The organism is Pseudomonas helmanticensis (assembly GCF_900182985.1).
Taxonomy (GTDB): Bacteria; Pseudomonadota; Gammaproteobacteria; order Pseudomonadales; family Pseudomonadaceae; genus Aquipseudomonas; species Aquipseudomonas helmanticensis.
In genome coordinates, this window is the sequence record NZ_FXUY01000001.1 from 2,605,421 (window position 1) to 2,632,283 (window position 26,863).

27 protein-coding genes are annotated in these 26,863 nt (G+C 60.3%); 14 read left to right on the plus strand and 13 right to left on the minus strand.

Annotation, left to right across the window (positions count from 1 at the left end; all coding sequences use genetic code 11):
- The first annotated feature begins 182 nt into the window (after nt 1-182).
- Both QOL84_RS11540 and QOL84_RS11545 read left to right on the plus strand, forming a co-directional pair.
- Nucleotides 183-320 (plus strand): hypothetical protein, encoded by a 138-nt coding sequence (locus QOL84_RS11540; protein ID WP_003222780.1) that lies wholly within the window; start codon nt 183-185, stop codon nt 318-320.
- Nucleotides 321-390: 70 nt separating this feature from the next.
- Nucleotides 391-1,356 (plus strand): M29 family metallopeptidase, encoded by a 966-nt coding sequence (locus QOL84_RS11545; protein ID WP_283437274.1) that lies wholly within the window; start codon nt 391-393, stop codon nt 1,354-1,356.
- A 194-nt stretch (nt 1,357-1,550) separates the two neighbouring features.
- Here QOL84_RS11545 and rluB read toward each other — a convergent pair whose 3' ends face one another.
- The 6 genes from rluB to QOL84_RS11575 form a co-directional block, all read right to left on the minus strand.
- Entirely contained in the window at nt 1,551-2,771 is a 1,221-nt protein-coding gene (rluB, locus tag QOL84_RS11550) for a 23S rRNA pseudouridine(2605) synthase RluB (RefSeq protein WP_129390805.1), read from the minus strand.
- A 154-nt stretch (nt 2,772-2,925) separates the two neighbouring features.
- Nucleotides 2,926-3,117, minus strand: coding sequence for a DUF1289 domain-containing protein (locus QOL84_RS11555; RefSeq protein ID WP_283437275.1), 192 nt, complete (start codon nt 3,115-3,117; stop codon nt 2,926-2,928).
- 104 nt (nt 3,118-3,221) lie between these two features.
- Entirely contained in the window at nt 3,222-4,217 is a 996-nt protein-coding gene (gene scpB / locus QOL84_RS11560) for an SMC-Scp complex subunit ScpB (protein WP_283437276.1), read from the minus strand.
- Between the two features lie 11 nt (nt 4,218-4,228).
- Nucleotides 4,229-5,050 carry a segregation and condensation protein A gene (locus tag QOL84_RS11565; RefSeq protein WP_488168963.1) on the minus strand — a complete coding sequence of 274 codons (822 nt, stop codon included), beginning with the start codon at nt 5,048-5,050 and terminating at the stop codon, nt 4,229-4,231.
- The gene (locus QOL84_RS11570) at nt 5,051-5,680 is read right to left on the minus strand and encodes an L-threonylcarbamoyladenylate synthase (RefSeq protein WP_129390793.1); all 630 of its coding nucleotides are present in this window, start codon (nt 5,678-5,680) and stop codon (nt 5,051-5,053) included. It lies immediately after the preceding gene.
- 13 nt (nt 5,681-5,693) lie between these two features.
- Complete coding sequence (locus QOL84_RS11575; protein WP_283437277.1) at nt 5,694-6,557, minus strand: PHP domain-containing protein; 864 nt, start codon at nt 6,555-6,557, stop codon at nt 5,694-5,696.
- Between the two features lie 87 nt (nt 6,558-6,644).
- On the opposite strand from QOL84_RS11575, the gene QOL84_RS11580 reads away from it, so the two are divergent.
- The 6 genes from QOL84_RS11580 to QOL84_RS11605 all read left to right on the plus strand — a co-directional run bounded on the left by QOL84_RS11580 (nt 6,645) and on the right by QOL84_RS11605 (nt 11,239).
- On the plus strand, nt 6,645-7,241 hold the full coding sequence (locus QOL84_RS11580; protein WP_283437278.1) for a septation protein A: 597 nt from the start codon (nt 6,645-6,647) through the stop codon (nt 7,239-7,241).
- 1 nt (nt 7,242) lies between these two features.
- Nucleotides 7,243-7,542 (plus strand): YciI family protein, encoded by a 300-nt coding sequence (locus QOL84_RS11585; protein ID WP_283437279.1) that lies wholly within the window; start codon nt 7,243-7,245, stop codon nt 7,540-7,542.
- Between the two features lie 359 nt (nt 7,543-7,901).
- Nucleotides 7,902-8,312, plus strand: coding sequence for an SH3 domain-containing protein (locus tag QOL84_RS11590; RefSeq protein ID WP_129390781.1), 411 nt, complete (start codon nt 7,902-7,904; stop codon nt 8,310-8,312).
- A gap of 7 nt (nt 8,313-8,319) precedes the next feature.
- Entirely contained in the window at nt 8,320-8,997 is a 678-nt protein-coding gene (locus tag QOL84_RS11595) for a response regulator transcription factor (RefSeq protein WP_129390778.1), read from the plus strand.
- Nucleotides 8,998-9,251: 254 nt separating this feature from the next.
- Nucleotides 9,252-9,701 carry a Spy/CpxP family protein refolding chaperone gene (locus QOL84_RS11600; RefSeq protein WP_129390772.1) on the plus strand — a complete coding sequence of 150 codons (450 nt, stop codon included), beginning with the start codon at nt 9,252-9,254 and terminating at the stop codon, nt 9,699-9,701.
- Nucleotides 9,702-9,898: 197 nt separating this feature from the next.
- A complete protein-coding gene (locus QOL84_RS11605) occupies nt 9,899-11,239 on the plus strand; it encodes a sensor histidine kinase (RefSeq protein ID WP_283437280.1) in 1,341 nt (446 codons plus the stop codon).
- A gap of 676 nt (nt 11,240-11,915) precedes the next feature.
- Here QOL84_RS11605 and QOL84_RS11610 read toward each other — a convergent pair.
- Nucleotides 11,916-12,482: a nitroreductase family protein gene (locus tag QOL84_RS11610; RefSeq protein ID WP_283437281.1), complete on the minus strand. Its 567-nt coding sequence runs from the start codon at nt 12,480-12,482 to the stop codon at nt 11,916-11,918.
- Nucleotides 12,483-12,603: 121 nt separating this feature from the next.
- Here QOL84_RS11610 and QOL84_RS11615 point away from each other — a divergent pair, with 121 nt between their 5' ends.
- A complete protein-coding gene (locus QOL84_RS11615) occupies nt 12,604-14,058 on the plus strand; it encodes a TrkH family potassium uptake protein (RefSeq protein WP_129390763.1) in 1,455 nt (484 codons plus the stop codon).
- On the opposite strand, the gene QOL84_RS11620 is transcribed toward QOL84_RS11615, so the two are convergent.
- A complete protein-coding gene (locus tag QOL84_RS11620; protein ID WP_218570000.1) occupies nt 14,015-15,076 on the minus strand; it encodes an AraC family transcriptional regulator in 1,062 nt (353 codons plus the stop codon). The two genes, QOL84_RS11615 and QOL84_RS11620, sit on opposite strands and share 44 nt — an antisense overlap.
- A gap of 164 nt (nt 15,077-15,240) precedes the next feature.
- On the opposite strand from QOL84_RS11620, the gene QOL84_RS11625 reads away from it, so the two are divergent.
- Complete coding sequence (locus QOL84_RS11625; protein WP_129390760.1) at nt 15,241-15,552, plus strand: Mpo1-like protein; 312 nt, start codon at nt 15,241-15,243, stop codon at nt 15,550-15,552.
- A gap of 26 nt (nt 15,553-15,578) precedes the next feature.
- Nucleotides 15,579-16,169 (plus strand): HD domain-containing protein, encoded by a 591-nt coding sequence (locus tag QOL84_RS11630; RefSeq protein WP_283437282.1) that lies wholly within the window; start codon nt 15,579-15,581, stop codon nt 16,167-16,169.
- Between the two features lie 77 nt (nt 16,170-16,246).
- Here QOL84_RS11630 and QOL84_RS11635 read toward each other — a convergent pair whose 3' ends face one another.
- A complete protein-coding gene (locus tag QOL84_RS11635) occupies nt 16,247-17,062 on the minus strand; it encodes a UDP-2,3-diacylglucosamine diphosphatase (protein ID WP_283437283.1) in 816 nt (271 codons plus the stop codon).
- A gap of 133 nt (nt 17,063-17,195) precedes the next feature.
- On the opposite strand from QOL84_RS11635, the gene QOL84_RS11640 reads away from it, so the two are divergent.
- Both QOL84_RS11640 and QOL84_RS11645 read left to right on the plus strand, forming a co-directional pair.
- Nucleotides 17,196-17,960, plus strand: coding sequence for a helix-turn-helix transcriptional regulator (locus tag QOL84_RS11640; protein WP_283437284.1), 765 nt, complete (start codon nt 17,196-17,198; stop codon nt 17,958-17,960).
- A 254-nt stretch (nt 17,961-18,214) separates the two neighbouring features.
- Nucleotides 18,215-19,108, plus strand: coding sequence for a DMT family transporter (locus QOL84_RS11645; RefSeq protein ID WP_283437285.1), 894 nt, complete (start codon nt 18,215-18,217; stop codon nt 19,106-19,108).
- Here QOL84_RS11645 and QOL84_RS11650 read toward each other — a convergent pair.
- Nucleotides 19,102-19,389, minus strand: a complete 288-nt coding sequence (locus tag QOL84_RS11650; RefSeq protein WP_016771139.1) for an Rdx family protein — start codon at nt 19,387-19,389, stop codon at nt 19,102-19,104. The two genes, QOL84_RS11645 and QOL84_RS11650, sit on opposite strands and share 7 nt — an antisense overlap.
- A 71-nt stretch (nt 19,390-19,460) precedes the next feature.
- Here QOL84_RS11650 and QOL84_RS11655 point away from each other — a divergent pair, with 71 nt between their 5' ends.
- Nucleotides 19,461-21,662 (plus strand): patatin-like phospholipase family protein, encoded by a 2,202-nt coding sequence (locus QOL84_RS11655; RefSeq protein ID WP_129390745.1) that lies wholly within the window; start codon nt 19,461-19,463, stop codon nt 21,660-21,662.
- Between the two features lie 48 nt (nt 21,663-21,710).
- Here QOL84_RS11655 and QOL84_RS11660 read toward each other — a convergent pair whose 3' ends face one another.
- The 3 genes from QOL84_RS11660 to recQ form a co-directional block, all read right to left on the minus strand.
- Nucleotides 21,711-23,486, minus strand: coding sequence for a motility hub landmark protein FimV (locus tag QOL84_RS11660; RefSeq protein WP_283437286.1), 1,776 nt, complete (start codon nt 23,484-23,486; stop codon nt 21,711-21,713).
- Nucleotides 23,487-23,613: 127 nt separating this feature from the next.
- Nucleotides 23,614-24,048 carry a MarR family transcriptional regulator gene (locus tag QOL84_RS11665; protein ID WP_016984207.1) on the minus strand — a complete coding sequence of 145 codons (435 nt, stop codon included), beginning with the start codon at nt 24,046-24,048 and terminating at the stop codon, nt 23,614-23,616.
- Between the two features lie 564 nt (nt 24,049-24,612).
- Entirely contained in the window at nt 24,613-26,742 is a 2,130-nt protein-coding gene (gene recQ / locus QOL84_RS11670) for a DNA helicase RecQ (protein WP_129390739.1), read from the minus strand.
- Nucleotides 26,743-26,863: the final 121 nt, after the last annotated feature.

The window sequence follows — 26,863 nt, forward strand, 5'->3', positions numbered from 1 at the left end:
TCCCGTTTAGTTTTTTGTTTTAAAACGAGAAATTTCAATCTGCAAAACAGAATAAAAAGTTTATTTAAAAATTAAATAAATAATTTTTTGCATTACAAAAGTCTCTGAACTAGGTTCTTCACGTCTCGCCGGACACCTCGACCGGCCAGTCACAACCGTGAAAGTCATCTAGGAGATCGACCATGCAAGCACTGGAAAAAGACTTGGATACCGAACTGCAGCTGGACGAATGGTTTGAAGCGCCGACCCATGAAGCCGCTGTGGAAATGATGCAAGCCGATGCGGTCGTGCCGTTCGGCACGGCGATGTGGCCTCTGTAAGGCATCCCGGGCAGGCACGATCCGGCCGGTCGTGCCTGCCGTTTTTTTCACGGTCAGTCAGAGAGGACTCATGGATAAGCCCCGCGCGATCTCGCATTTCCTTTACTACCTCGAACATCACCCTGCCCTTGCCGGCCTCGACTCGGCGAAGGTATTGCTCGGCCACACGGCTGACTACGAAGCGCTGACCGGCACAATCGCCGAACAGGCTGGCAATCATCCTCGCTTCAAATTCAGCGCCCGACGCCTGGATCTGGAAAGCACCGCAGCGCTGAGCTCGGCGATTACCGACAGCGATCTGTACATTTTCTTCTACGACTCTTCCACCCTGCCCAACCCGCGCCCCGACGGCCCGGAGTTCGTCCGCGCCCTGCAAGGCGTGATGGCGGAAAACTGGAAGAAATCGCTGCTGTTCAAGGATTACGGCGAGTATTTCTACGACACGTTCAGCGTTACCCCGCAGCGCATTGCCGGCTTGAACAGCCATTTGATCCAGCGCATGTCCCGGGCGACGACGCTGAGTTTCAAGGACGATGAAGGCTCATGGTTTGAAACGCCGCTGAGCAGCATCAAGAAATGGACCGACATCAACGGCATCGGCAACTTCGACCTCGCGCCCGGTGAAATCGCCACGCACAGCGAAGCCATCAACGGTCACGTCAAGTTCAAGGGCACGTTTCTCAGCACCATTCCGTTTGCGCGCAAATATGGCGTGCTGGAGTCACCGCTGGAGCTGTGGATCGAGAACTCGACCATCAGCCGCATCGCCACCGAGGTGCCGGGGCTGGAGCATGATTTCAACAAATACCTGGACGCCAATCCGTCGAACCGGCGGATCGAGGAATTGGGGATCGGTACCAATGAAGGCGTGAAGGATTTGTATGCGCGCAATGCCGGGTTTGAGGAGCGGCATTGCGGGCTGCATCTTGGGCTAGGCGGTGGCGCGAAAGGCAGTCATCACCTGGACCTGATTTTCTCGGGCGGCGTCTTGGCGCTGGATGACAAGCCGGTGTTTGATGGGCGCTTTGTGTTTTAGGCGACTGACGCTATCGCGAGCAGGCTCACTCCTACAGGGGAACGCTTTTCACATTGTAGGAGTGAGCCTGCTCGCGATAGCCATTTCTCACCCACCACAACACTTCCGTTTTCGTCAGACGAAAAAAAACGCCAACCCTGAGGTTGGCGTTTTTGTTTGGGCTTGAAGCTTGCCGCTAGAAGCTCACAGCAGCCTTATTCCGGCTTGCGACGCCCGAAACCCGGGCGCTGACCGGAACCCGCCGGTGCACCACGACGCTTGCCCGACGGCTTGTCGCCATCGACCAGCTTGATTCCCGGACGCTTCGGCGCAGGCTTGGCCGGACGCTTGTTGGTGGTGTCCGCTGGACGATCCGCCACTGGCGTACCACGACCGGCAGGTGCACCACGCTCGCCACGTTCAGTGCGACCATTGGCCGGACGCGGAGCGCGCTCGCCGTCACGGGCGACTGGCTTGCGACCTGGACGCTCACCTTCGATCTGCGGCTCGCGGCTTGGACGTGGGCCGGTCGGCGCGCCAGCGGCTGGACGCAGCGTGCGCACGCGCTCGGTCTTGCCCATCGGGCGCGACGATTTGCGCTGCATACGCTCAAGCTTGTCTTTGCTCTTGGCGTTCAGTTGCGGCATCGCCACTGGGGTCAGGCCGACTTCAGCACTGAGAATGTCGACTTCGTACTGGCTCATTTCGCGCCAGCGGCCCATCGGCAGGTCGGAGTTGAGGAACACCGGACCGAAACGCACGCGCTTCAGACGGCTGACCACCAGACCTTGCGATTCCCACAGACGACGAACCTCACGGTTACGGCCTTCCATCACCACGCAGTGATACCAGTGGTTGAAGCCTTCGCCACCCGGGGCCTGCTTGATGTCGGTGAACTTCGCCGGGCCGTCTTCCAGCACCACGCCGGCCTTCAGGCGCTCGATCATTTCGTCGTCGACTTCACCGCGTACACGCACGGCGTACTCACGGTCCATCTCGTAGGACGGGTGCATCAGCCGGTTAGCCAGTTCACCGTCGGTGGTGAACATCAGCAGACCGGTGGTGTTGATGTCGAGACGACCGATGTTGATCCAGCGACCTTCTTTCGGACGCGGCAGCTTGTCGAACACGGTCGGACGGCCTTCCGGGTCGTCACGGGTGCAGATCTCGCCATCGGGTTTGTTGTACATGATCACGCGGCGTACCGATTCGGCCGCCTCTTCGCGCTTGATCACCTTGCCATCAATGGTGATGGCGTCGTGCATGTCGACGCGCAGACCGAGGGTGGCGTCTTTACCATTGACCTTGATCCGGCCCTGGCTGATCCAGGATTCCACGTCACGGCGCGAGCCGACGCCGATACGGGCGAGGACTTTCTGCAGTTTTTCGCCTGCTGGGCCGATTTCCTGGTCGTCTTTCTGATTGATGTCACTCATCTGGGCACCTCCCGGTGTGGTCTGTTCAAGCGCTCTGAATTGAGCGCCTGAAGCATTGAAATCTGGGTTCTTGGCCGAAGGGATCGGCGAAGGGTCGCGAATCATACGCGGATGTCGGCCGTCGCGCATCAGAGACTAGTCGATCAGGCCAAGGTTATTTCTTTTTCCGCCGACCGGCGTTGCCGAGCTTGATAAGGCGCAGTGCAGCTTCAGCGAGTACCGTGCGCTTGTCGTCCTTGTCGAGTTTCTTCCAGGCTTTGATTTCGCGCTTGCTGCGGCCGCAGCCGAGGCAGATGTCGTCGCTGAACTTGCAGACGCTGATGCACGGGTCTTTTGTCGAACTCATTTGGATACCTTTGAGAGATCAAAAGATCGCAGCCTTCGGCAGCTCCTACATTGGAATGCGGCCCCTGTAGGAGCTGCCGAAGGCTGCGATCTTTTCGGCGTCACTCAGTCTTCGAATTCGCGGCGTTCGGCTTCGATGGCTTCGGCCAGGGCGCGGGCTTCGGCTTCTTCTTCGCTCAGCTCCGGTTCCAGGGCTGGCGCCGATTGTTCGAGGGCGGCGACGGCGGCCAACAGCTTTTCGCGGGCTTGGGCGACGCCAAGAATGTCCTCTTGTGGTTCGGCTTCGGGCTCGGCTTCAAGTTCAACTGCGATGGTTGGTTCGGCGATCTGTGACTCAGGCTCAGTCTCGGTTTCACCATCAACCGTCGGCGCTTCACCGTCCGCCGCATCACGCAGCAAATCGTCGAAGTCGGTCTTGATCCCCTCCTCCATGCTGTCCAGTTCCAGCAACAACGTATGAAAACTGGTTTCCTCTTTCTCCTCCTCCGGCTCGGCGCTGGCGTCGGCCAACTCCTGCAAGCCTTGCGGCACCGGCGCGTCGTCGAAATCGAGCACCGGGTCGGTTTCCATCTCGCGCAGTTCGGCCAGCGGCGGCAGGTCTTCGAGGTTCTTCAGGTTGAAGTGATCGAGAAACATCTTGGTGGTGGCAAACATCGCCGGTTTGCCCGGTACATCGCGGTAACCGACGACACGAATCCACTCACGTTCCAGCAAGGTTTTGACAATGTTGCTGTTCACCGCCACACCGCGCACGTCTTCGATCTCGCCACGGGTGATCGGCTGGCGATAGGCGATCAGCGCGATGGTTTCCAGCAGGGCACGGGAATAACGCTGCGGACGTTCTTCCCATAAACGTCCGACCCACGGCGAAAACTTCTCGCGGATCTGCAAGCGATAGCCAGAGGAGACTTCCTTCAGCTCGAACGCGCGGCCCTCGCAGGACTTGCCCAGCAGGGTCAGGGCTTTCTTGAAGACCGCAGGCTCGGGGCGTTCACCCTCTTCGAATAACTCAAACAGGCGCTCAAGGGATTGCGGCTTTCCCGAGGCCAACAGAAAGGCTTCAAGCAGGGGCGCCAGCTCGCGGGGTTCAGTCAGGTTCATGTTTCGACTCGTTATTCGGCTCGGGCTCGCACGTGGATCGCGGCGAACGGCTCATTCTGCACCAGCTCGACCAAGGATTCCTTGACCAGTTCAAGGATCGCCATAAAGGTCACCACCACACCCAGCCTGCCCTCTTCGGCAGTAAACAGCTCGACGAACGGCACAAAACCGCCGCCCTTGAGCCGTTCCAGCACATCGCTCATGCGCTCGCGAGTGGACAGTGCCTCGCGGCTGACCTGGTGGCTTTCAAACATGTCGCCACGGCGCAGTACTTCGGCCATGCACATCAAAATCTCTTCCAGCGCGACATCCGGCAACAGCTTGCGCGCCCGGGCTTCCGGGGCGTCGAGCTTGGGCACGATGACATCGCGACCCACCCGGCTCAGGCCATCAATGCCTTCGGCGGCAGCCTTGAAACGCTCGTATTCCTGCAAGCGGCGGATCAGTTCAGCGCGCGGGTCATCTTCTTCGTCTTCGATGGTTTCGGCGCGCGGCAGGAGCATGCGCGATTTGATCTCGGCCAGCATCGCAGCCATCACCAGATACTCGGCGGCGAGTTCCAGGCGCACCGACTGCATCAACTCGACATAGCCCATGTATTGGCGGGTGATTTCCGCCACCGGGATGTCGAGGATGTTGATGTTCTGTTTGCGGATCAGGTACAGCAGCAGGTCGAGCGGGCCTTCGAAGGCGTCAAGAAAGACTTCCAGCGCATCCGGCGGGATGTACAGGTCGAGCGGCATTTCCATGACCGCCTGGCCATAGACCATGGCAAACGGCAGTTCCTGCTGAGCGCCGGCCTGGGGATCGACAACGGTTTCCACTGCGGACATTCAGGCCTCGACCATGAACGGCGTCGGATCGCCGCAACCGACGCGGACGACTTCCGGATCATCACCGGTCAGGTCGATCACGGTGGACGCCTTGATACCGCCGAAGCCGCCATCGATGATCAGGTCCACCTGGTGTTCAAGCAATTGGCGCATTTCGTGCGGATCGCTCAGCGGGTCTTCTTCGCCGGGCATGATCAGGGTCACGCTCATCAACGGCTCGCCAAGCTCGGCCAGCAGCGCCAGGGCGATCGGCTGGCTTGGCACGCGCAGGCCGATGGTGCGTTTCTTCGGATGCAGCAACAGCCGTGGCACTTCGCGGGTGGCGTTGAGAATAAAGGTGTACGGCCCCGGCAGATGCGCTTTCAGGATACGAAAGGTGCCGGTGTCGATCTTGGCGTAGTTGCCCAGTTGCGACAGGTCACTGCAGATCAGCGCGAAGTTATGCTTGTCATCGAGCTGACGCAGACGCCGCACGCGCTCGATGGCGTTCTTGTCGCCGATCTGGCAACCGATCGCATAGGAAGAGTCCGTGGGATAAACCACCACTCCGCCCTTGCGGATGATCTCGACCGCCTGTTTTATCAGGCGCGCTTGTGGGTTTTCCGGATGTATCTGGAAAAATTGACTCACATTTTCTACCTGTTCAGACGGCGGCAATAACTGTGTCATGTTTGAACCGACACCACAGGGGTGGAAGGTCCTCGGGAACCGGCCGGTACTGGCCGATCTCGGACCAGCCGCCAGGGCCATGGAAGTCACTGCCGGCGCTGACCAGCAGACCGAACTCGCGGGCAAGAATTGCCAGGCTGCCGACCTGTTCCGCAGGCTGATGGCCATTGACCACTTCAATCGCATGCCCGCCCGCTTGAATATAGTCGGCAATCAGCTTTCGGCGCTTGCTGCGGGTGAAATCGTAATGCCACGGATGCGCCAGGCTGACCCAGGCATTGGCGGCGCGCAGTGTGCCGACGGTGTCTTCGAGCGTCGGCCAGTGCAATTTGACGTCACCGAGCTTGCCGGCGCCGAGCCATTTGCGGAAGGCTTCGGCGCGATCCTTGACAAAACCCTCACGAACCATCCAGTCAGCGAAATGCGGACGGGCCGGCGCGTTGCCGCTGTCGCCCAGCTCCTGCTGGACCCTGCGCGCGCCTTCGAGGGCGCCGGGCATGCCTTTGAGCGCGAGCTTGCGGCTTATTTCTTCCGACCGCAGCCAGCGGCCATCGTGCAATTTGGCGATGGCTTCGACCAACGGTGTGGCATTGACGTCGAAACCGTAGCCCAGCACATGAATGGTCGCGCCGCCCCAGGTGCAGGACAATTCGACACCGTTGACCAGTTGCATACCCAATTCGTTGGCGGCCGTGCGCGCTTCGGCGAGGCCTTCGAGGGTGTCGTGATCGGTCAACGACAGGACTCGCACGCCGTTCTCGAACGCACGCGCAACCAGAACCGCAGGCGCCAGGGCGCCATCGGAGGCCGTGCTATGGCAGTGCAAATCTACATTCACGGAGAGTTGTAACCTCAAATCAGCTGGCGCTATCGCGCGCCCATATGTTTGTTATTATGCCGCCACATCCAGCTTCTGGCTCTCACTGTGAAACAATTCATCGATTTCATCCCGCTTCTGCTGTTCTTCATCGTTTACAAACTTGATCCACGGGTCGTCGACATCGCTGGCCATGAAGTGACTGTAGGCGGTATTTACAGCGCCACCGCGATGTTGATCATCAGTTCGCTGGTGGTGTACGGCGCGTTGTTCATCAAGCAGCGCAAGCTGGAAAAGAGCCAATGGCTGACCCTGATCGCCTGCCTCGTCTTCGGTAGCCTGACGCTGGCGTTCCACAGCGAAACCTTCCTGAAATGGAAAGCCCCGGTGGTCAACTGGCTGTTCGCCGTCGCGTTCATCGGCAGCCACTTCATCGGTGACCGCCTGCTGATCAAACGCATCATGGGCCATGCGCTGACCCTGCCGGATCCGGTCTGGACTCGCCTGAACATTGCCTGGATCGGCTTTTTCCTGTTTTGCGGAGCCGCCAACCTGTTCGTCGCCTTCACCTTCCAGAGCTACTGGGTCGACTTCAAGGTGTTCGGCAGCCTGGGCATGACCGTATTGTTCCTGGTCGCACAGGGCATTTACCTGTCGCGTCACCTGCACGACACCGATACCACAACACCAAAAACCGAGGACTGACATGCTCTACGCAATCATTGCCACCGACGTCGCCAACTCACTGGAAGCACGCCTGGCCGCGCGCCCTGCGCATCTGGATCGCCTGCAAGTGCTCAAGGGCGAAGGCCGCATCGTATTGGCCGGCCCGCACCCGGCCGTCGACAGCAATGATCCGGGCGCAGCGGGGTTCACCGGCAGCCTGATCGTCGCCGAATTCGACTCCCTGAGTGCTGCACAAGCGTGGGCTGACGCTGATCCGTACATTGCCGCTGGTGTGTACGCCAACGTGGTCGTCAAGCCGTTTAAACAAGTCCTCCCTTAAACAGATTTGCAGTGTGACGAGGGGTTTATGTGGCGAGGGGATTTATCCCCGCTGGGTGGCGAAGCCGCCCCAAAGCCATCCAATGCGGTGTGCCTGACACACCGCATTCAATGATTCACGACTGCTGCGCAGCCGAACGGGGCGGTGCGACGTTTCGCTAAATCCCCTCGCCACAAATACTCATCTGGCACAAAACCCTGCTCTGCCACAAAACCCTCCTCTGCCACAAAAATCCCATCAGCCACCAACATCCCTTCCCGCGCACTGAACCTTCTCGCTTCTCACCCATCTCAATCGCTCATTATTCTCGTTTGCCTGCCGACAACCTGCCCAATATCCATTTGGAAGCAGGTATCGCGATGCGCAAGGGTCCGTTGTGTCTGATGTTGGTCACGTTGTCGATCATGGCGCCCGCCCATGGTGAGGAAACCACCGAAGGCGGCACTTCCACGCCATTGTCGTTGAGTGCCGGCAGCCAGATCACCGAGTTGCAACAGCGCCTCAAGGCCAGCGAGCAGCAGCGGGAAGAACTGAACAAACAACTGCAGAATGCCGATAACCAACGCGAAAGCGCCCAGCTCGCCCGGTTGCGCCAAGAGAACCAGCGCCTCAAGCTGCAACTCAAGGAAGCCCAGGCCAGCCCGCAGCCGCGCCTGTTGACCGACCAGCAACAGTGGTTCGTCACCGGAGCCGGAGTAGCGCTATTGGCGCTGCTCTGCGGTATCTTTGCCAGTGGAGCAAGCCGAAAACGTCGGCAATGGCTAAATTGAGTGAGTCATGAGCGAGCTGTTATTGATTGATGATGACCAGGAGTTGTGCGAACTCCTGAGTAGCTGGCTGAGCCAGGAAGGCTTTCAGGTGCGTGCCTGCCACGATGGCCAGAGCGCCCGCAAGGCGCTGGCCGAATCCGCTCCTGCGGCGGTGGTGCTGGACGTGATGCTGCCCGACGGCAGCGGTCTGGAACTGCTCAAGCAACTGCGCAACGATCACGCTGATCTGCCGGTGCTGATGCTGTCGGCCCGGGGTGAGCCACTGGATCGTATCCTCGGCCTGGAACTCGGCGCCGACGATTACCTGGCCAAGCCTTGCGACCCACGCGAACTGACTGCACGCCTGCGCGCCGTGTTGCGCCGCAGTCATCCGGCCGCCGTGTCGACGCAACTGGAGCTGGGCGACCTGAGTTTCAGCCCGGTGCGTGGCGTGGTCAGCATCGACGAGAAAGAACTGACCCTCACCGTTTCCGAAAGCCGCCTGCTCGAAGCGCTGCTCAAGCAGCCCGGCGAGCCGCTGGACAAGCAGGAACTGGCGCAGATCGCCCTCGGCCGCAAGCTGACCTTGTATGACCGCAGCCTCGACATGCACGTCAGCAACCTGCGCAAAAAGATCGGCCCGCACCCCGACGGCCGCCCGCGCATCGTTGCCCTGCGCAGCCGTGGTTACTACTACAGCCTCTGAACCGCACACATCCCCCGGCCAACGGTAACCGACGCCTCCCCTGTAGGAGCTGCCGCAGGCTGCGATCTTTTGATCTTGTTTTTAAAAGACAGATCAAAAGATCGCAGCGTGCCGCAGCTCCTACAGGGATATGTGTAAGGTTGATGACGAAACGTCTTTACCCAAGCTTTACGCAGCGCTGACCGCCGCTGACCTTGATCTCCGTAATCTGAACTCATCCGGAACGTACCGGGAACGAGACAAGGAGATACACCATGCGCAAGACTCTTATCGCTCTGATGTTCGCTGCCGCTCTGCCAACCGTCGCCATGGCCATGCCGCAAGATGGCGGCCCGATGGGTGGCCCGATGGATGGCGCTCGCCACGGCGGTCAGATGCACGGCATGCACGGCAAAGGCCCGTACAGCCAACTCGACCTGTCCCGCGAACAGCGCGAGCAGATCCGCAAGATCATGGGCGAGCAGATGCACGAGCGTAAGCAAGTGGTCGACAAGTACCTGGAAAAACTCTCGCCGGCTGACCAGAAAGCCCTGAAGGACGAGATGGCGGCCAACCACAAGAAAGCCGAGTCCGATGTCCGCGCCGTGCTGAAACCGGATCAACAGAAGAAATTCGACGAGATCCAGAAGAAACAGGCCGAGCGTCGCGCTGAATGGGCCGAGTTCAAGGCGTGGAAAGCGCAACAGCCGCAAAAAGCGCAATAATGTACTGACCCGGACCCGACGGCCAACCCCGTCGGGCCTATTTTTATCTGCCCCCTGTAGGAGCTGCCGCAGGCTGCGATCTGATCGTTCCCACGCTCTGCGTGGGAATGCAGCCGGGGACGCTCTGCGTCCCACAGTCAAAAGATCGCAGCCTGCGGCAGCTCCTACAGGGGCTTTGTGTGTTCTGAGGGTTTTCTGTGCGTTCACTGTTCTGGCGTATTCTCGCGAGCTTCTGGCTGGCCATCGCTCTGGTGGCTGGCCTGTCGATTCTGCTCGGGCACATGCTCAATCAGGACGCATGGATCCTCAGCCGCCATCCGGGCCTCAACACCCTGGCCGGCGAGTGGACGCAAACCTATGAAGCCCAGGGCGAAGACGCCGCCCAGGACATCCTCGAACAGCGCAAACGCCAGTATCACATCGACGTCCAGGTACTTAACGAATCCGGCGACCCGGTGGTCCGTGGCACCTTTCCGCGCCGCGCCGCCGCCTTCGAAGCGCGGCAGAACAACGATGACCGACGCCTGCCATGGCGGCGCCTGACCGACGAATTCACCAGTGACAAAACCGGTGACACTTACCTGTTCATCTACCGCATCCCGCACCCGGAACTCGACGCCTGGCACCGCGAAAGCCTGCTCTGGCCACTGAGTGCGCTGGGGATCGCGCTGGTGGTGCTGACCCTGTTCAGTCTGCTCGTGACCTTCTCCATCACTCGACCGCTCAGCCGTCTGCGCGGCGCGGTGCATGATCTGGGGCAGACGACTTATCAGCAAAACAGCTTGGCGAAACTGGCCAACCGCCGCGATGAATTCGGCGTACTCGCCACCGATTTCAACCGCATGGGTGCGCGCCTGCAAAGTCTGATTGGCAGCCAGCGTCAGTTGCTGCGCGACGTATCTCACGAACTGCGTTCACCGCTGGCACGCCTGCGCATTGCTTTGGCACTGGCCGAACGGGCCAACCCTGAAGAACGCGAGAAACTCTGGCCACGGTTGACCCGCGAGTGCGATCGGCTGGAAGCGTTGATCAGTGAGATTCTGGTACTGGCGCGGGTCGATGCCGACAATGCCAGTGCCGAAGAGGTGGATCTGAACGCGCTGCTCGGCACGCTGCAGAAAGACGCGAAGCTTGCCTCACCCGAGCAGTTGGTGCGTCTCGATGCCGAACCGCAGCTGAACCTCAAGGGCTGGCCGACCATGATCGAGCGCGCCGTCGATAACCTGCTGCGCAATGCCCAGCGTTTCAATCCCGAAGGTCAGGCCATTGAAATGCAGGCATCGCGTCTGGGCGAAAAAATTATCGTCAGCGTGCGCGACCATGGGCCGGGCGTGCAGGCCGAGCATTTGAGTCAGTTGGGTGAGCCGTTTTACCGGGCGCCGGGGCAGACGGCGGCGGGGCATGGTCTGGGCCTGGCGATTGCACGCCGGGCGGCGGAGCGGCATGGTGGGAGTTTAACCCTGGCCAATCATCCGCAGGGTGGCTTTATTGCCAGTCTGGAATTGCCGCTGGTGCCGGGTGCGGTGGTGCAACCCTGAAAGCCGCCCTCACCCCAGAAAAGCCCCTCACCCCAGCCCTCTCCCTTTGGGAGAGGGAGCCGACCGAGGTGTCTGGCGTCAGACATTGACCTGAAACACCGAGTTGATTATGGGTTCGGAAGGCACGTGAATCGTCGCCGACTCCGGGCTCGAAATGCATCGGAACCGTTATCGATTCTGGATTCAGCCGAGCACTTTCAGGTCGGCGTATCTCTAGAGCATCCCCCAATCAGTCCCCTCTCCCTTTGGGAGAGGGAGCCGACCGAGGTGTCTGGCGTCAGACATTGACCTGAAACACCGAGTTGATTATGGGTTCGGAAGGCACGTGAATCGTCGCCGACTCCGGGCTCGAAATGCATCGGAACCGTTATCGATTCTGGATTCAGCCGAGCACTTTCAGGTCGGCGTATCTCTACAGCATCCCCCAATCAGTCCCCTCTCCCTTTGGGAGAGGGAGCCGACCGAGGTGTCTGGCGTCAGACATCGACCTGAAACACCGAGTTGATTATGGGTTCGGAAGGCACGTGAATCGTCGCCGACTCCGGGCTCGAAATGCATCGGAACCGTTATCGATTCTGGATTCAGCCGAGCACTTTCAGGTCGGCGTATCTCTACAGCATCCCCCAATCAGTCCCCTCTCCCTTTGGGAGAGGGCTAGGGTGAGGGGCTCTTCGCTTTACGCCTTACCGGGCCAGGCGCTGACGAACTCGGCCAGATCAACCTTCTCCGCCACACGCGGTTCTTTCTGCGGAGTGCCGAGGTACAGGAACGCAATCACCTCCTCCCCCTCAGCCAGCCCCAAACCTTTGGCCACGTGACTGGAATACGCCAGATCACCCGTGCGCCACACCGCACCAATCCCCTGCGCATACGCCGCCAGCAAAATCCCGTGCGCCGCACACCCGGCCGCGAGCAACTGCTCGGCCTTCGGGTACTTGAGGTGATCCTGCAATTTGGCGATGACCACAACCACCAGCGGCGCGCGCAGTGGACCGTTGCGCGCCTTGTCGATCATCGCCTCGGTGACTTCACCGTCCTGCTGTTGTGCAGCTTCAGCCAGCAACTCACCCATCTGCTCGCGCGCGGCGCCTTCGACGGTCAGAAAGCGATATGGCTGCAAGTGCCCGTGATCCGGCGCGCGCAAGGCGGCGCCAAACAGGGCTTCGCGCTGCTCGGCAGTGGGGGCCGGTTCGACCAGTCGTGGAACGGAAACACGGTTGAGCAAAGCGTCGAGAGCCTGCATCGGCCACCTCCTGAAAAATATGTGCGGCTATTCTAGCTTTAACTGCCAACCGGATGCCGGTTTACATGCCCTGTCCCACGGGTAGAATGGCGCCCTTCCCACATCAGCCCGAGCGGACTTCATGGCGTTGCCGACCTTACGGATCATTGGTTTCATCATCGGCATCTTCCTGATCACCCTGGCTGTCGCCATGGTCGTGCCAATGGCCACCCTGGTGATTTTCGAGCGCACCAGCGATCTGCCGTCGTTCCTCTGGGCGAGCATGATCACCTTCGTCGCCGGCCTCGCCCTGGTGATTCCCGGCCGCCCGGAACACATTCACCTGCGCCCCCGCGACATGTATCTGCTGACCGTCAGCAGTTGGCTGGTGGTGTGCATCTTCGCCGCGCTGCCGTTTCTGCTGACCCAGCACATCAGTTACACCGACTCGTTCTTCGAAAGCATGTCGGGCATCACCGCGACCGGTTCGACCGTGCTCAGCGGTCTCGACAATATGTCCCCCGGCATTCTGATGTGGCGTTCGCTGCTGCACTGGCTCGGTGGTATCGGTTTTATCGGCATGGCGGTGGCGATTCTGCCGCTGTTGCGCATCGGTGGCATGCGTCTGTTCCAGACGGAATCCTCGGATCGTTCGGAAAAGGTCATGCCGCGCTCGCACATGGTGGCGCGGCTGATCGTGGCGGCCTACGTCGGCATCACCATTCTCGGCAGCCTGGCGTTCTGGTGGGCCGGGATGAGCCCGTTCGATGCGATCAACCACGCGATGTCAGCGATCTCCACCGGCGGTTTCTCGACGTCCGACCAGTCACTGGCCAAGTGGACGCAACCGGCGGTGCACTGGGTTGCGGTGGTGATCATGATTCTCGGCAGCCTGCCGTTCACCCTGTACGTGGCGACGTTGCGCGGCAACCGCAAAGCGTTGATCAAGGATCAGCAAGTGCAGGGTTTGCTCGGCATGCTGCTGGTGACCTGGCTGGTGCTCGGCACCTGGTACTGGTGGACAACCAATCTGCACTGGCTGGACGCCTTGCGCCACGTCGCGTTGAACGTGACATCGGTGGTCACCACCACCGGTTTTGCCCTCGGCGACTACAGCCTGTGGGGCAACTTCTCGCTGATGCTGTTTTTCTATCTGGGCTTTGTCGGCGGCTGTTCCGGGTCGACAGCGGGCGGGATCAAGATTTTTCGTTTCCAGGTCGCCTACATCCTGCTCAAGGCCAACCTTAATCAGCTGATTCACCCACGTGCAGTGATCAAGCAGAAGTACAACGGTCACCGCCTCGACGAAGAAATCGTCCGTTCGATCCTGACTTTTTCGTTCTTCTTCGCCATCACCATCTGCGTGATCGCGCTGCTGCTGTCGCTGCTCGGCGTCGACTGGATGACTGCGCTGACCGGCGCCGCCAGCACCGTCTCCGGCGTCGGCCCGGGGCTGGGCGAAACCATCGGCCCGGCGGGCAATTTCGCCACCCTGCCGGATGCCGCCAAGTGGATCCTGTCGTTCGGCATGCTGCTCGGCCGACTGGAGATCATTACGGTGTTTGTGCTGTGTATTCCGGCATTCTGGCGTCACTGATGGCGTTGGGCGCCTGCAACAACCGCGTCCGGTAATCGCCGGGCGTGGTGTCGAACCAGCGGCGGAACGCACGAAAGAAGTTGCTCGGATCGGCGAAACCCAACAGGTAAGCGATCTCCAGCAAGGTCATGCTCGGCTGCGCCAGATACTGTTCGGCCAGCTCGCGACGGGTGTCATCGAGCAGTTGCTGAAAACTCGTGCCCTCCTCCTGCAAGCGGCGCTGCAAGGTGCGTTGCGACAAATGCAGGGTCTGCGCCACGGTATCGCGCTTCGGTTCGCCTTGCGGCAGCAACCGGCACAACACCTGCCGCGCCTTGTGCGTCACGCGACTTTCGGAAAACCGCGCCAGATACTCCCCGGCAAACCGATCGTGCAGCAGCGCCATCGCCTCGTTGGCGGTGGGCAGTGGCGCTTCCATGTCAGCCCGTTCAAAGATCAACGCATCGTACGGCGCGTTGAACATCAGCGGTGCGTGGAAGGCTTGCTTGTAGGGTTCCAGATCTTCCGGTTCCGCGCCCTGCACCAGCACTTTGACCGGGTGCAACGTACGCCCGCTCAGCCAGCCGCACAGGCCCAATGCGCAAGCCAGCGAGGCTTCGGCACTTTGCCGGGTCGGCGGCAAGTGATCGCCATGCACAGTCAGGATCAGCGCATAGCCTTCTTCGAGCAGACGAAAACTCAGGTCGGCACTTTCGGCGATGATGCGCTGATAACGCACCAGCCGTTGAAAGCCTTCGGCCAGAGTATTACTCGACATCAACGCATAGCCGGCGACATGAAACGACGCCGGGCGCACCACTTTGCCCATGTTCAGGCCGATCGCCGGATTGCCGGACAGCTCGACCGCCCGTTGCCAGAGTCGGGTCATGGAATCTTGCGGGAAGCGTGCATCCGGATCATCCAGAGCCGTGTAATCGAGCCCCAGTTGTTTGAACAGAACCCGGCAATCCAGGCCGTCCATCTCCAATGCTTTGACAATCCCCATCGCCCAGCTTGCAGAAGTCGTTCGTTCGCTCATGGCGTTTTTCTTTTACATGAGGGGCCGCATATTACGGCCTGATTTGCGAAGGATACTAAAGTGGCGCCGATTGTCACTGGCCCACGCCAATGATCACTCTAGACTCAAATAAGCTACCCGCAGAACAACTCGTCGCCAGAACAATAACCACAGAGAACGCGGTCGTGGAAAACATCAAGCATTTCAACAGCTTCGCTGAGTTCTACCCGTATTACCTCAGCGAACACAACAACAGCACCTGCCGCCGCCTGCACTTCATCGGCACGACCCTGGTGATTTTCATTCTGGCGATGACCCTCGCCAAAGGCGCCTGGCTGTTGTTATTGGCGGTGCCGCTGGCCGGTTACAGCTTTGCCTGGGTCGGCCACTTCTTCTTTGAAAAGAACCGACCGGCGACTTTCCAGCATCCGCTGTACAGCCTGCTCGGCGACTTTGTCATGTATCGCGACATGATCCTCGGTCGCGTGGCGTTCTAGATAACAAGAAACAACGAGGATGGCCGATGAACGCCAATGCCCGCTTCACCCATATGCAGGACGGCACACAAGAGGACTGGGCGATCATCGCCGCCGACTTCAGTGCCTACGCCAAACAGCTGTCGTCGCGAATTGTGACGCACCTGAAACTGCTCGAAGGTGACTTCGGCGGTTTCCCGGTGGACCGCCTGACCCACTCACTGCAAACCGCGACCCGCGCCTTTCGTGACGGGCGCGATGAGGAATACGTGGTTTGCGCGTTGCTGCATGACATTGGCGACACCTTGGGCTCGTATAACCATCCGGACATTGCTGCGGCGATTCTCAAGCCGTTCGTCAGTGCCGAGAATCTGTGGATGGTCGAAAAGCACGGGGTGTTTCAGGGCTATTACTTCTTTCATCACCTGGGCATGGATCGGCACCTGCGCGAGCAATTCAAGGCGCATCCACAGTTTCAGGCGACCGCCGAGTTTTGTGCCAAATATGATGCGGCGGCGTTTGATCCGGGCTATGACACGCTGCCGCTGAGCTTCTTTGAGCCGATGATGGAGCGCTTGTTTGCGCAGCCGAAGAACTCGATTTACAAGGCGGCGATGGAAGAACACACCACGGCCTAAGATCAACAGATCGCAGCCTTCGGCAGCTCCTACACAGGCTCCATGTAGGAGCTGCCGAAGGCTGCGATCTTTTGCTTCTAAGCGAGTTCGGCGACTTTGGCGGCCTTGAGCTCCGCCTCCCGTGCCTGCGCATCCGCTAACCGATACAACTCGATCGAGCCATCCCAGTGCTCGATCAACGCCGTACACGACTCCACCCAATCGCCGCAATTGAGGTAATCGACCTCGCCGACCTTGCGGATCTCGGCATGGTGAATGTGCCCGCAGACCACACCCTGCAATCCGCGCTTCACGCACTCATGGGCGATGGCTTCCTCAAAGTCGCTGATGAAACTCACCGCGGTTTTCACCTTGTGTTTGAGGTACGCCGACAGCGACCAGTAACCGTAGCCATACCGGGCGCGCCAGTGGTTGAGCCAGCGATTGAGGGTCAGGGTGAATTCGTAGGCCGAATCGCCGAGAAACGCCAGCCAGCGGTGATAACGGGTGATCACATCAAACTGATCGCCGTGAATCACCAGCAGATGCCGGCCGTCTGCGGTGACGTGCACCGCTTCGTCGACCAATTGAATGTTGCCGAGGATCAGCTTTGAGTAACGGCGCAGGAATTCATCGTGATTGCCGGTGACGTAAATCACCTCGGTGCCGCGTTTGCTCATGGTCAGCAAGCGGCGAATCACATTGGTGTGCGCCTGCGGCCAGTACATGCCGCCGCGCAGTTTCCAGCCATCGATGATGTCGCCCACCAGGTAGATCTTGTCGGCGTGGTAGCCCTTGAGAAACTGCGACAAGTGTTCCGCCTGGCAATCGCGCGTGCCCAGGTGCACGTCGGAGATCCACAGGGTTCGCACCCGTTGTTTGCGGCTGGGTTTGGCGAGCTCGGCGCTGGTCATGGGCAACCCTCTGCGATGTTTTCGCCAGAGTGCGCCCGTCCGGTTAATCGTCCATGACAGGCGCGAGTCAGTCCTGTGACAGCGCAGTCCGTGCCGCTCGGTGTAGACTGCTGGCCTGCCCGGAGACCTGTTCATGCGCCCGATTCTTACCCTGCGTCAGTACACCCGCGACCTGATCGTCCACAGCCACGAGCACGCCCAATTGGTGTTCGGGCTGTCCGGCGCGCTGGACTTCGAGGTCGAAGGCTGTGGCAGCCAGGTGCGCCAGCAAAGTTTCGTGGTCATCCCGTCCGGCGCCCATCACGCCTGCGGCAGTCCCGACGGTAGTCGTTGCCTGGTGATGGACATCCCTGACGGCCAATGGCTGGTCCATTCGCTGGGCGAACATGCCGATGCCAGTCGCCGCTTGCTCGAACGACCGGCGCGTTTGTCGCTGGATTCGGGGCAGAGCCAATTGGTCAACTGGCTGGCGAACAGCCCGGTCAGCGATCCGCTGATCGCGCAGCAAGGCGCGGTGTTGCTGCTGGCCAGCCTCAATCATGCGCAACCTGCCGAACTCGCCGCCCGCCGTCTGCCCTACGCGGCACTGGATGCGTACATCGAGCAAAACGCCGGGTATCCGCTGCAAGTCGCCGATCTGGCACGCGTTGCCGGGTTATCCAGCGCGCGTCTGCATGCACGGTTCATGGCGGAATGCGGGCAGACGCCGATGGATTACATGCGCAGTCGGCGCTTGCATCTGGCGGTGCAACTGCTGCGCGATACGGTTTTGCCCATGGGTGAAATTGCCAGCCGCGTCGGTTACAACTCGCAGAGTGCGTTCTCGGCCGCCGTCCTGCGCGAGTTCGGCGCATCACCCGGCCAGCTTCGGCGCGATTCTCGCGACAAAAGACAATAGCCTGCCGACAGACTCTTGGCCCTCAACCATTCATGATCGTTCCCACGTTGATCGTTCCCACGTTGATCGTTCCCACGCTCTGCGTGGGAATGCAGGCCGTGACGCTCCGCGTCACTGGACGCAGAGCGTCCCCAGAGGCATTCCCACGCAGAGCGTGGGAACGATCAACGCGGAGCGTCCCTGGAGGCATTCCCACGCAGAGCGTGGGAACGATCAATGCATCACAACGAATCGTGTCTGGATTAAGGATTGCAATGACTCCGCGTACCGCCCTCGGCGCTTTGCACATTGGTGCTTTGATGTTTGGCCTGACCGGTGTGTTCGGCAAACTCGCTGCCGCCTCGCCTGCCGTGATTGTTTTCGGCCGCGCGGCTTTTGCGGTGCTGGTCCTGGCGTTTTTCGTGCGTTTTGCCAGCCAGAACGGCTGGCAAAAACTGCAGGCGCTGGACTATCGACGCCTCGCCCTCAGCGGAGTGTTGCTGGCCGGGCACTGGGTGAGTTTCTTCATTTCGGTGAAAGTCGCCGGCGTCGCTATCGCCACTTTGGGTTTTGCCAGTTTTCCGGCCTTCACGGTGATTCTCGAAGGGCTGATCTTCCGCGAACGCATTCGCGCCAATGAAATTCTGCTGGTGGTACTGGTCAGCATCGGCCTGATTCTGGTGACCCCGGCCTTCGATCTGGGCAGCGGTGCCACCGTCGGTTTACTCTGGTCGGTGCTGTCGGGATTGCTGTTTTCTCTACTGTCGCTGACCAACCGCGCCAGCTCCGGACGCATCCCGGCCGTGCAGGCGGCGCTGTGTCAAAACGTGGTGGTGGCCCTGTGTTTGCTGCCGGTCGCGGCACCGCAACTGAACGCAGTGCGCGCGCTGGACTGGTTGTGGATCGCCCTGCTCGGGGTGTTCTGCACCGGTGTCGCCCACAGCCTGTTCGTCGCCAGCCTGGCGGTGATCAAGGCGCGCACGGCGGCGGTGGTGTTTGCGATGGAGCCGGTTTACGGCATCACCGTGGCCTGGCTGCTGTTCAATGAAAACCCGACGCCGAAGATGTTGATCGGCGGCGCGCTGATCATCGTCGCCATCGTCGTGTCGGCGCGGATGTCAGGCCATGCCGACAGAAAAACCGTCGCCGCCGAGGCTGCGTCTCACTGAGTGCGGTCGTTGTGGCCGAGGTCGCGGTCAGGATCGATCTGATCGCGCACCCGCTGTTTCAACACCTTGGCCTCCGGAAACCCGCCATCGGCCTTGCGCTCCCAGATCTGCACGCCTGCGCAGGTAATGTGAAACACCCCGCCGGTGCCCGGCACCAGTGAGACTTTGCCGAGATCATCGGCAAACGTGCTGAGCAGTTCCTGCGCCAGCCACGCGGCGCGCAGCAGCCACTGGCATTGGGTGCAATAAGTGATGACAACTTCGGCTTTGGCGACAGTCATGTTCGCTGAAACTCCTGAGACAGAGGGCGCCGCTATAATAGCCGGCTTTATCGCTTGCCCCGAGACTCACAATGCGCCGTCTGCTGTTCTGCCTGCTGCTTGGATTCCTCCCTTTGTTCGCTCATGCCGGCGTCGATGCCAGTGACGCGACGCGCCCGAAAGTCGGCCTGGTGCTGTCCGGCGGCGCCGCGCGCGGGTTGGCGCATATCGGCGTGCTCAAGGCCCTGGAAGAGCAAGGCATCAAGATCGATGCGATTGCCGGAACCAGCATGGGCGCCGTGGTCGGTGGCCTGTATGCGTCAGGCTACAAGATCGATGAGCTGGAAAAACTCGCGCTGAACATCGACTGGCAAGCCGCGCTGTCCGACGCCCCGCCGCGTGAGGACGTACCGTTCCGGCGCAAACAGGACGACCGCGACTTTCTGGTGAAGCAAAAACTCAGCTTCCGTGACGATGGCAGTCTCGGCCTGCCGCTGGGGGTGATTCAGGGCCAGAACCTCGCGTTGCTGCTGGAAAGCCTGCTGGCCCACACCAGTGACACCCGCGACTTCGACAAACTGCCGATCCCCTTCCGCGCCGTCGCCACCGACATCGCCAACGGTGAAAAAGTGGTGTTCCGCAAAGGTCACTTGCCTCAGGTGATCCGCGCCAGCATGTCGATCCCGGCGGTGTTCGCCCCGGTCGAACTTGATGGCCGGCTGCTGGTGGACGGCGGCATGACCGACAACATCCCTCTCGATGTCGTGCGGGCGATGGGCGTCGACGTCGCCATCGTGGTCGATATCGGCACGCCGCTGCGCAACCGCAAACAACTGACCACGGTGGTCGACGTGTTGAATCAGTCGATCACCCTGATGACCCGCAGTAACTCGGAAGAACAACTGGCCGCGCTGAAACCTTCGGACGTGTTGATTCAACCGGCGCTGGCGGCGTTCGGCGTCACCGATTTCGGCAAAGCCCAGGAAATGATCGACGCCGGTTACCGCGCGACGAAAATCCTCGATGCACGCCTCGCCCGACTGAAACCTGCCGAGTCCCAGGATGCCGAACTCAACGCCGCACGCTCGCCGGGTCAGCGCACACCGATCATCACCGCGATCAAGGTCGAGAACGACTCGAAAGTCGATGACGATGTGATCCGCTATTACATACGCCAGCACATCGGCGAGCCGTTGGATCTGGGTCGCCTGCATTCGGACATGGGCACCCTGTACGGCCTCGACTATTTCGAGCAAGTGCAGTACCGCGTGGTGCACAAGGGGCAAGATCACACCCTTGTGATCAGCGCCCGCGGCAAGCGCAGCGGCACCGATTATCTGCGCGTGGGCCTTAACCTGTCGGACGACATGCGCGGCGACAGCGCCTTCAACCTCGGCGCCAGTTACCGTATCAACGGCATCAACCGCCTCGGCGCAGAATGGCTGACCCGCGCGCAGATCGGCGACAAACAAGAGTTGTACAGCGAGTTCTATCAGCCGCTGGACGTCGGTTCGCGTTATTTCGTTGCGCCGTATGCGTCGTTCGAGGCACAGAACGTCGATTCGGTGCTCGATAACGATCCGGTCGCGCAATACCGCGTCGAGCGCTACGGGTTCGGCCTCAACCTCGGTCGACAGATCGGCAACAACGGTGAAATACGTTTCGGTGTCGGTGAAGCCTGGGGCAAGGCTGACGTGCGCATTGGCGATCAGGATCTGCCAAGCGAAAGCTTCACCGAAGGCTTCTACTCGCTAAAGTACTCCTACGATTCGCTGGACAACGTTTACTACCCTCACGAAGGCAAGGACATCAGCCTGACGCTGATGCAGTTCGAACCAAGCCTGGGCTCGGACACGCGCTATCGGCAGTGGGAGTTCAAACTCGACAAAGCCATGAGTCGTGGGCCGGACACGCTGATTCTCGGCGGTCGTTATGGACGCACGCTGGACAATGCCAACGTGGTGACGTCGAGCTTCCTGCTAGGCGGCGCACGGCAGTTGTCGGGTTTCCGCGAGGATTCGGTGTCGGGGCAGAATGTCAGCCTGATGCGCGCGGTGTATTACCGCAGGCTGACGCCGCGCTCGTACCTGCCACTGGATTTCCCGCTGTACGCCGGTGCTTCGCTGGAACGCGGGCGGGCGTGGAACAATGACAATGAGTTCGACAGCGGCTACATCAATGCGGCGAGCGTGTTTATTGGCTTCGATACGCCGTTGGGGCCGTTGAATTTCAGTTATGGACTGAATGATGCAAATGAGCAGGCGGTGTACCTGAACCTCGGCCAAACCTTCTGACCCGTGTAGGAGCTGTAGCCACAGTGCCAATGGGGGAGCGCATAAAACTCAGCGAATCCCCGCCAATAAAGTGCGTGCCGTTTGTTTCAGCGGCTCATCGCCTTCCTTGAGCAGCTCGTTGAGCAGTGCAATCGCGCTGTCGAGGTCGCCGTCATCAATGCAGGTTTGCGCCTGTTCGAGCTTTCCGGATCCGCCGCTGTGCAGCTCCTCCTGCGCTTGCAAATCCAGCGGTTCCAGTGCCAGTGACGGCGAATCAGCAAATTCATTGAGGAAGTCATCGTCCAGCGGCTGGGCATCCGCCTCGGCGATCCACTCAAGCTCAGCGTCCTCACTGTCCGCTGTTTCCGGCAGGGCAAAATCCTGCGGCAGCACTTGCAGGCTGGCACCGAAGGCGGACGCGTCTGTCGGCGCTGGCGCGGTGGCCGGACGGCTTTCTTCCAGATCCCAGGTGGAATCCATCGACAAGGCGTCGAGGTTCAGTTCGAAGTCATCTTCCGCTGGTGCAGGTTCGGGCGCGGCGGCAACGACAGGCGCTGCGCTGGCGACCGCCGGTACGATCGGCGCCAACGAAACCGCACTGGTCAATTTTGGATGACGCTGGCGAATTTCCTGTAACCGCTGCTCATCAACCCCGAGCTGGCGCATATGGTTTTCCTGCAATTCAAAGGCTGTGCTATCGCCCTGGCGCCCCAGCACTTCGAGCAATTGCAGGCCAAGATCAACCCGCTCCGGTTCCTTTTGCAAGGCATCGCGTAACAGCCCGGTTGCTTCGCCGAGCCGGCCATAAGCCAGATAGATTCCCACTGCCTCCAGCACATCGCCCGCCGCCGGCTCTTCTCGATGATCTGCAGAGGCGTGCGTCCTGACCGGCTCCGCGCTTGCGCTCGCATCAACGTCAGGTTCGCCAGGCAGCGCCGCGAATGGCAGCGGTTCGGCGCTGGACGCCTGTTGTTGCCGTCGACGGTGAATAAACAGTGCGGCCAACGCCCCGAGCAGCAGCAACAAACCGCCTAGCAACGGCCAGTTAAAGCCGTCATCGGCGGGTTCGACCGGTGCGGCGACCGGTGCCGGGATTGGCGTTATGACAGGCGCTGGCGGCGCCTTTTGCAGTTCGACCAAGCGGGTTTGCAGATCGCTGATCTGCTTCTTGCCATCGGCAATCAGCACGTCCTGCGCCTGGATTTTCAGATTCTGCTCGTCGAGGATTTTTTGCAGTTGCTGGTTCTGCAACACGCTCGCGGCCAACTGCTCGGCCAGTGCATCGTTGACGGGTGCCGGTGCCGGGGCAACAGGCGCGGTGTCACGCTTGCCTTGCGCGGCCTGCGCGGGCGCAGCCGGTTCAACCGTGGGAAAGCCGGAAGACTGCGGGCGCGGATCCGGCTCATCGGTGGCCGGCACGATACCGGGGGAACCCGGTGGATCGATCAGCACGGTGTATTCGCGCAGCAAGCGGCCGTTGGGCTGACTGAGCTGTACGAGGAAATTCAAATAGGGTTCGTTGACCGGTTTACTCGAGGTCACCCGGATCATCTGCCGATTGCCGTGCAGGATCGGCGTGAACTTGAGGTCATTGAGGAAGAACACTCGCTCAACCCCGGCCTGGCCGAATTCGTCGGCCGTGGCCAGGCTCACGGAGAGATCGTTTTGTGTCAGCCCGCCAACATCGACCAACGCGATGTCGGCCTTGAGCGGCTGATTGAGGGCGGAATGAACAGTGATGTCACCCAGCCCCAACGCCATCGACCAGGTCGAATAGCTGAATACGCCAGCGATCAGCAACCATTTGGCGCCACCGCGCAGTACCACGTGCCGACTTGCGAGCATGAGCATCCCTTAAATAAGCAAAACCGACTTCTATGCGTTCGCACATCCGGTACGAACACGATATTGCCCAGTAGTTCTTATAGTCTGCTCAGCGCGATCTCTCAAAAAAACGGCAGCGGGTTGTGCCTCAAGATTTTTCCAGATTACCCAGAATATGCCCGTGAACCCGCATGCAGACCTTTAAATCCGCCTCGTCGACGCCTTCGAACAATTCGTGACGCAGCTGCGTGGCAATCGTTTCGATTTGTTCGATCAGCGGCAGGGCCGGCGCACAGAGAACGATTTTTTTCGCCCGACGGTCTTCCATCACGGACTGGCGTTGCACCAGGCCCTGGCTTTCCAGACTATCAAGCAAGCGTGCAAGGGTCGGACCTTCGACACCGACGCTCTGCGCCAGCTCCCGTTGGGTCGGCGCCTCTTCAAAGCGCGCCAGATGCAGCAGCACCAGCCAGCGCGCCTGGGACAGCCCCAGGCCGGCCAGCCGGCGGTCCAGTTCGGCACGCCAGCCACGGGACATCTGGGCCAGTTGCATGCCAAAGCGGTGTTGATCGGTTAACGGCATAAAACACTCACGGTTAGACTGAAAAATAAAGAATTTCTAATTATTAGCCAGCTAAGCATGAGCTGCAGTTATAGGCAAGTGGCGGTCTGTACTGAATCGTTACATCTTGAAAGCCCCTCACCCTAGCCCTCTCCCAAAAGGAGAGGGGACTGAATGGGGGATGCGTCAGGGTTACGCCGACCTGATCCTGCTTTACCGAATCCATAATCGACTGGTTCTTTCAGGTCGATGTCAAACCCCAGACACCTCGGTCGGCCCCCTCTCCCAAAAGGAGAGGGGACTGAATGGGGGATGCTTCAGGGTTACGCCGACCTGATCCTGCTTTACCGAATCCATAATCGACTGGTTCTTTCAGGTCGATGTCAAACCCCAGACACCTCGGTCGGCCCCCTCTCCCAAAAGGAGAGGGGGCTGAATGGGGGATGCTTCAGGGTTACGCCGATCTGATCCTGCTTTACCGAATCCATAATCGACTGGTTCTTTCAGGTCGATGTCAAACCCCAGACACCTCGGTCGGCCCCCTCTCCCTCGGGGAGAGGGCTGGGGTGAGGGCTGGCGGCCAACCTACATCTCGAATTCCGATTGCAGCGCAGCCCGCACGCAGTAAAGCACGCCCTCTGGAACCCGGCCGGCGAACAACTCGGCAATTTCGGCGACCGACGGCAACTCGCCTTCGCCATCGAGGAACGCGTCCTGCACTTCGCCCATCAGTTCTTCAGGCAAGTCCAGCGCCTGTTCCAGCGACAATTGCTGCTTGCCGATGGCTTCGGCGAGCATGGTGTAGACGTTCTTTTCCGAGCACTGCAACTGACCGGCGATTTGCAGCGGCGTCATGCCGGCGCGGGCCAGCGTGATCAGTTCGTGGCGTACGTCGGCCACCGCTTTCGGCGCCTCGACTGCGCCGCCAAGCACTTCGAGGAAGGCCTCGCCGTAGCGCTCCAGTTTGCGTGCGCCGACGCCGCTGACCGTGGCCATTTCCGCCAGCGAGGTCGGCTGACTGCGGAGCATTTCCAGCAGCGTCGAGTCGGGGAAGATGACGTACGGTGGTACGCCGTGTTCTTCGGCGAGTTTGCGCCGCAGCGCACGCAGCGCTTCCCACTGTTCGCGCTCTTCGCCGCGCACCAGTTGGCTGGCCGGGCTCTTGCTGTTGCTCTTGGCGGCGACTTGCGGCTTCAGATCGCGGCGCAGCTCCAGGCTCACTTCGCCCTTGAGCAATGGCCGGCAACTGTCGTTGAGACGCAGACCGCCGTAGCCTTCGTGATCGACATCGGCCAGACCACGCGCCACCAACTGGCGGAACAGCGAGCGCCATTCGCTCTCGCTCAGCGCTTTGCCCACGCCCCACACCGACAGGTGCTGATGGCCGAAGCTGCGGATCTTTTCGTTGTCCTTGCCCAGCAGCACATCAACCAGATGGCCGACGCCATATCGCTGGCCAGTACGGAAAATCGCTGACAACGCCTGACGTGCAGGCTCGGTGGCATCCCAGGTCTGCACGCCATCGACACAGTTGTCGCAATGGCCACACGGCTCGGGCATGTCTTCATCGAAATACGCCAGCAGGGTCTGTCGACGGCAGCGGGTTTCTTCGCAGAGCGAGAGCATCGCGTCGAGCTTGTGCTGCTCCAGACGCTTGTGCCGCTCGTCGCCTTCAGAGTTCTGCAGCATCTGCTTGAGCATCACCACGTCTTGCAGACCGTAAGCCATCCACGCATCCGCCGGCAGGCCATCGCGGCCACCACGACCGGTTTCCTGGTAATACGCTTCAAGCGACTTCGGCAGATCAAGGTGGGCGACAAAACGTACGTTGGGTTTGTCGATGCCCATGCCGAACGCCACGGTGGCGACCATGATCAGGCCTTCCTCGTTGAGGAAGCGCTTCTGGTTGAACGCCCGCAGATCGTTGGGCAGACCGGCGTGGTACGGCAACGCCGGAAAACCCTGTTCGCTGAGGAACGTCGCCACCTCCTCGACTTTCTTGCGCGACAGGCAATAGACGATGCCGGCATCACTGCGCCGCTCGGCGAGGAACGCCAGCAACTGCTTGCGTGGCTGCTCTTTAGGAACGATGCGGTAAAAGATGTTTGGGCGGTCGAAGCTCGACAGAAAGCGCTCGGCGTTCTGCAGATGCAGGCGGGTGACGATTTCTTCGCGGGTGCGCTTGTCGGCCGTCGCGGTCAGGGCGATGCGCGGCACGTCGGGGAACAGCTCCGCCAACTGGCCCAGTTGCAGGTATTCCGGACGGAAGTCGTGGCCCCATTGCGATACGCAGTGCGCTTCGTCGATGGCGAACAAAGCGATATTCAGCCCTTGCAGGAACGACAGCATGCGCGGCTGCACCAGACGCTCGGGCGCCAAGTACAACATCTTCACTTCACCGCGTTTGATCCGCGTGGCGAGATCGCGCTGCTGCTCGGCACTCAGTGTGGAGTTCAACGCCGCTGCCGCCACACCCAGCTCTTCGAGGGTGGCGACCTGATCGTCCATCAAGGCGATCAACGGCGACACCACCACCGCCAGGCCTTCGCGCAACAGCGCCGGGACCTGGAAGCACAGCGACTTGCCGCCACCGGTAGGCATCAAGACCAGCGCATCCCCGCCGCTGGCCACGCGCTCAATGATTGCACCCTGACGGCCACGGAAACTGTCGTAGCCGAAGATGTCCTTGAGGACGCGTTGAGCCTGTTCGAGCATAAAAACTCCAAAAATCACAAAAACATCCCTGCAAGGCTGGTTCATGACGGGCAAGGCTGCACCGCAGAATCGTAAGAACGCATTGCATGACAGCCGCAATACAGGCAGGGAGCGCAAAACG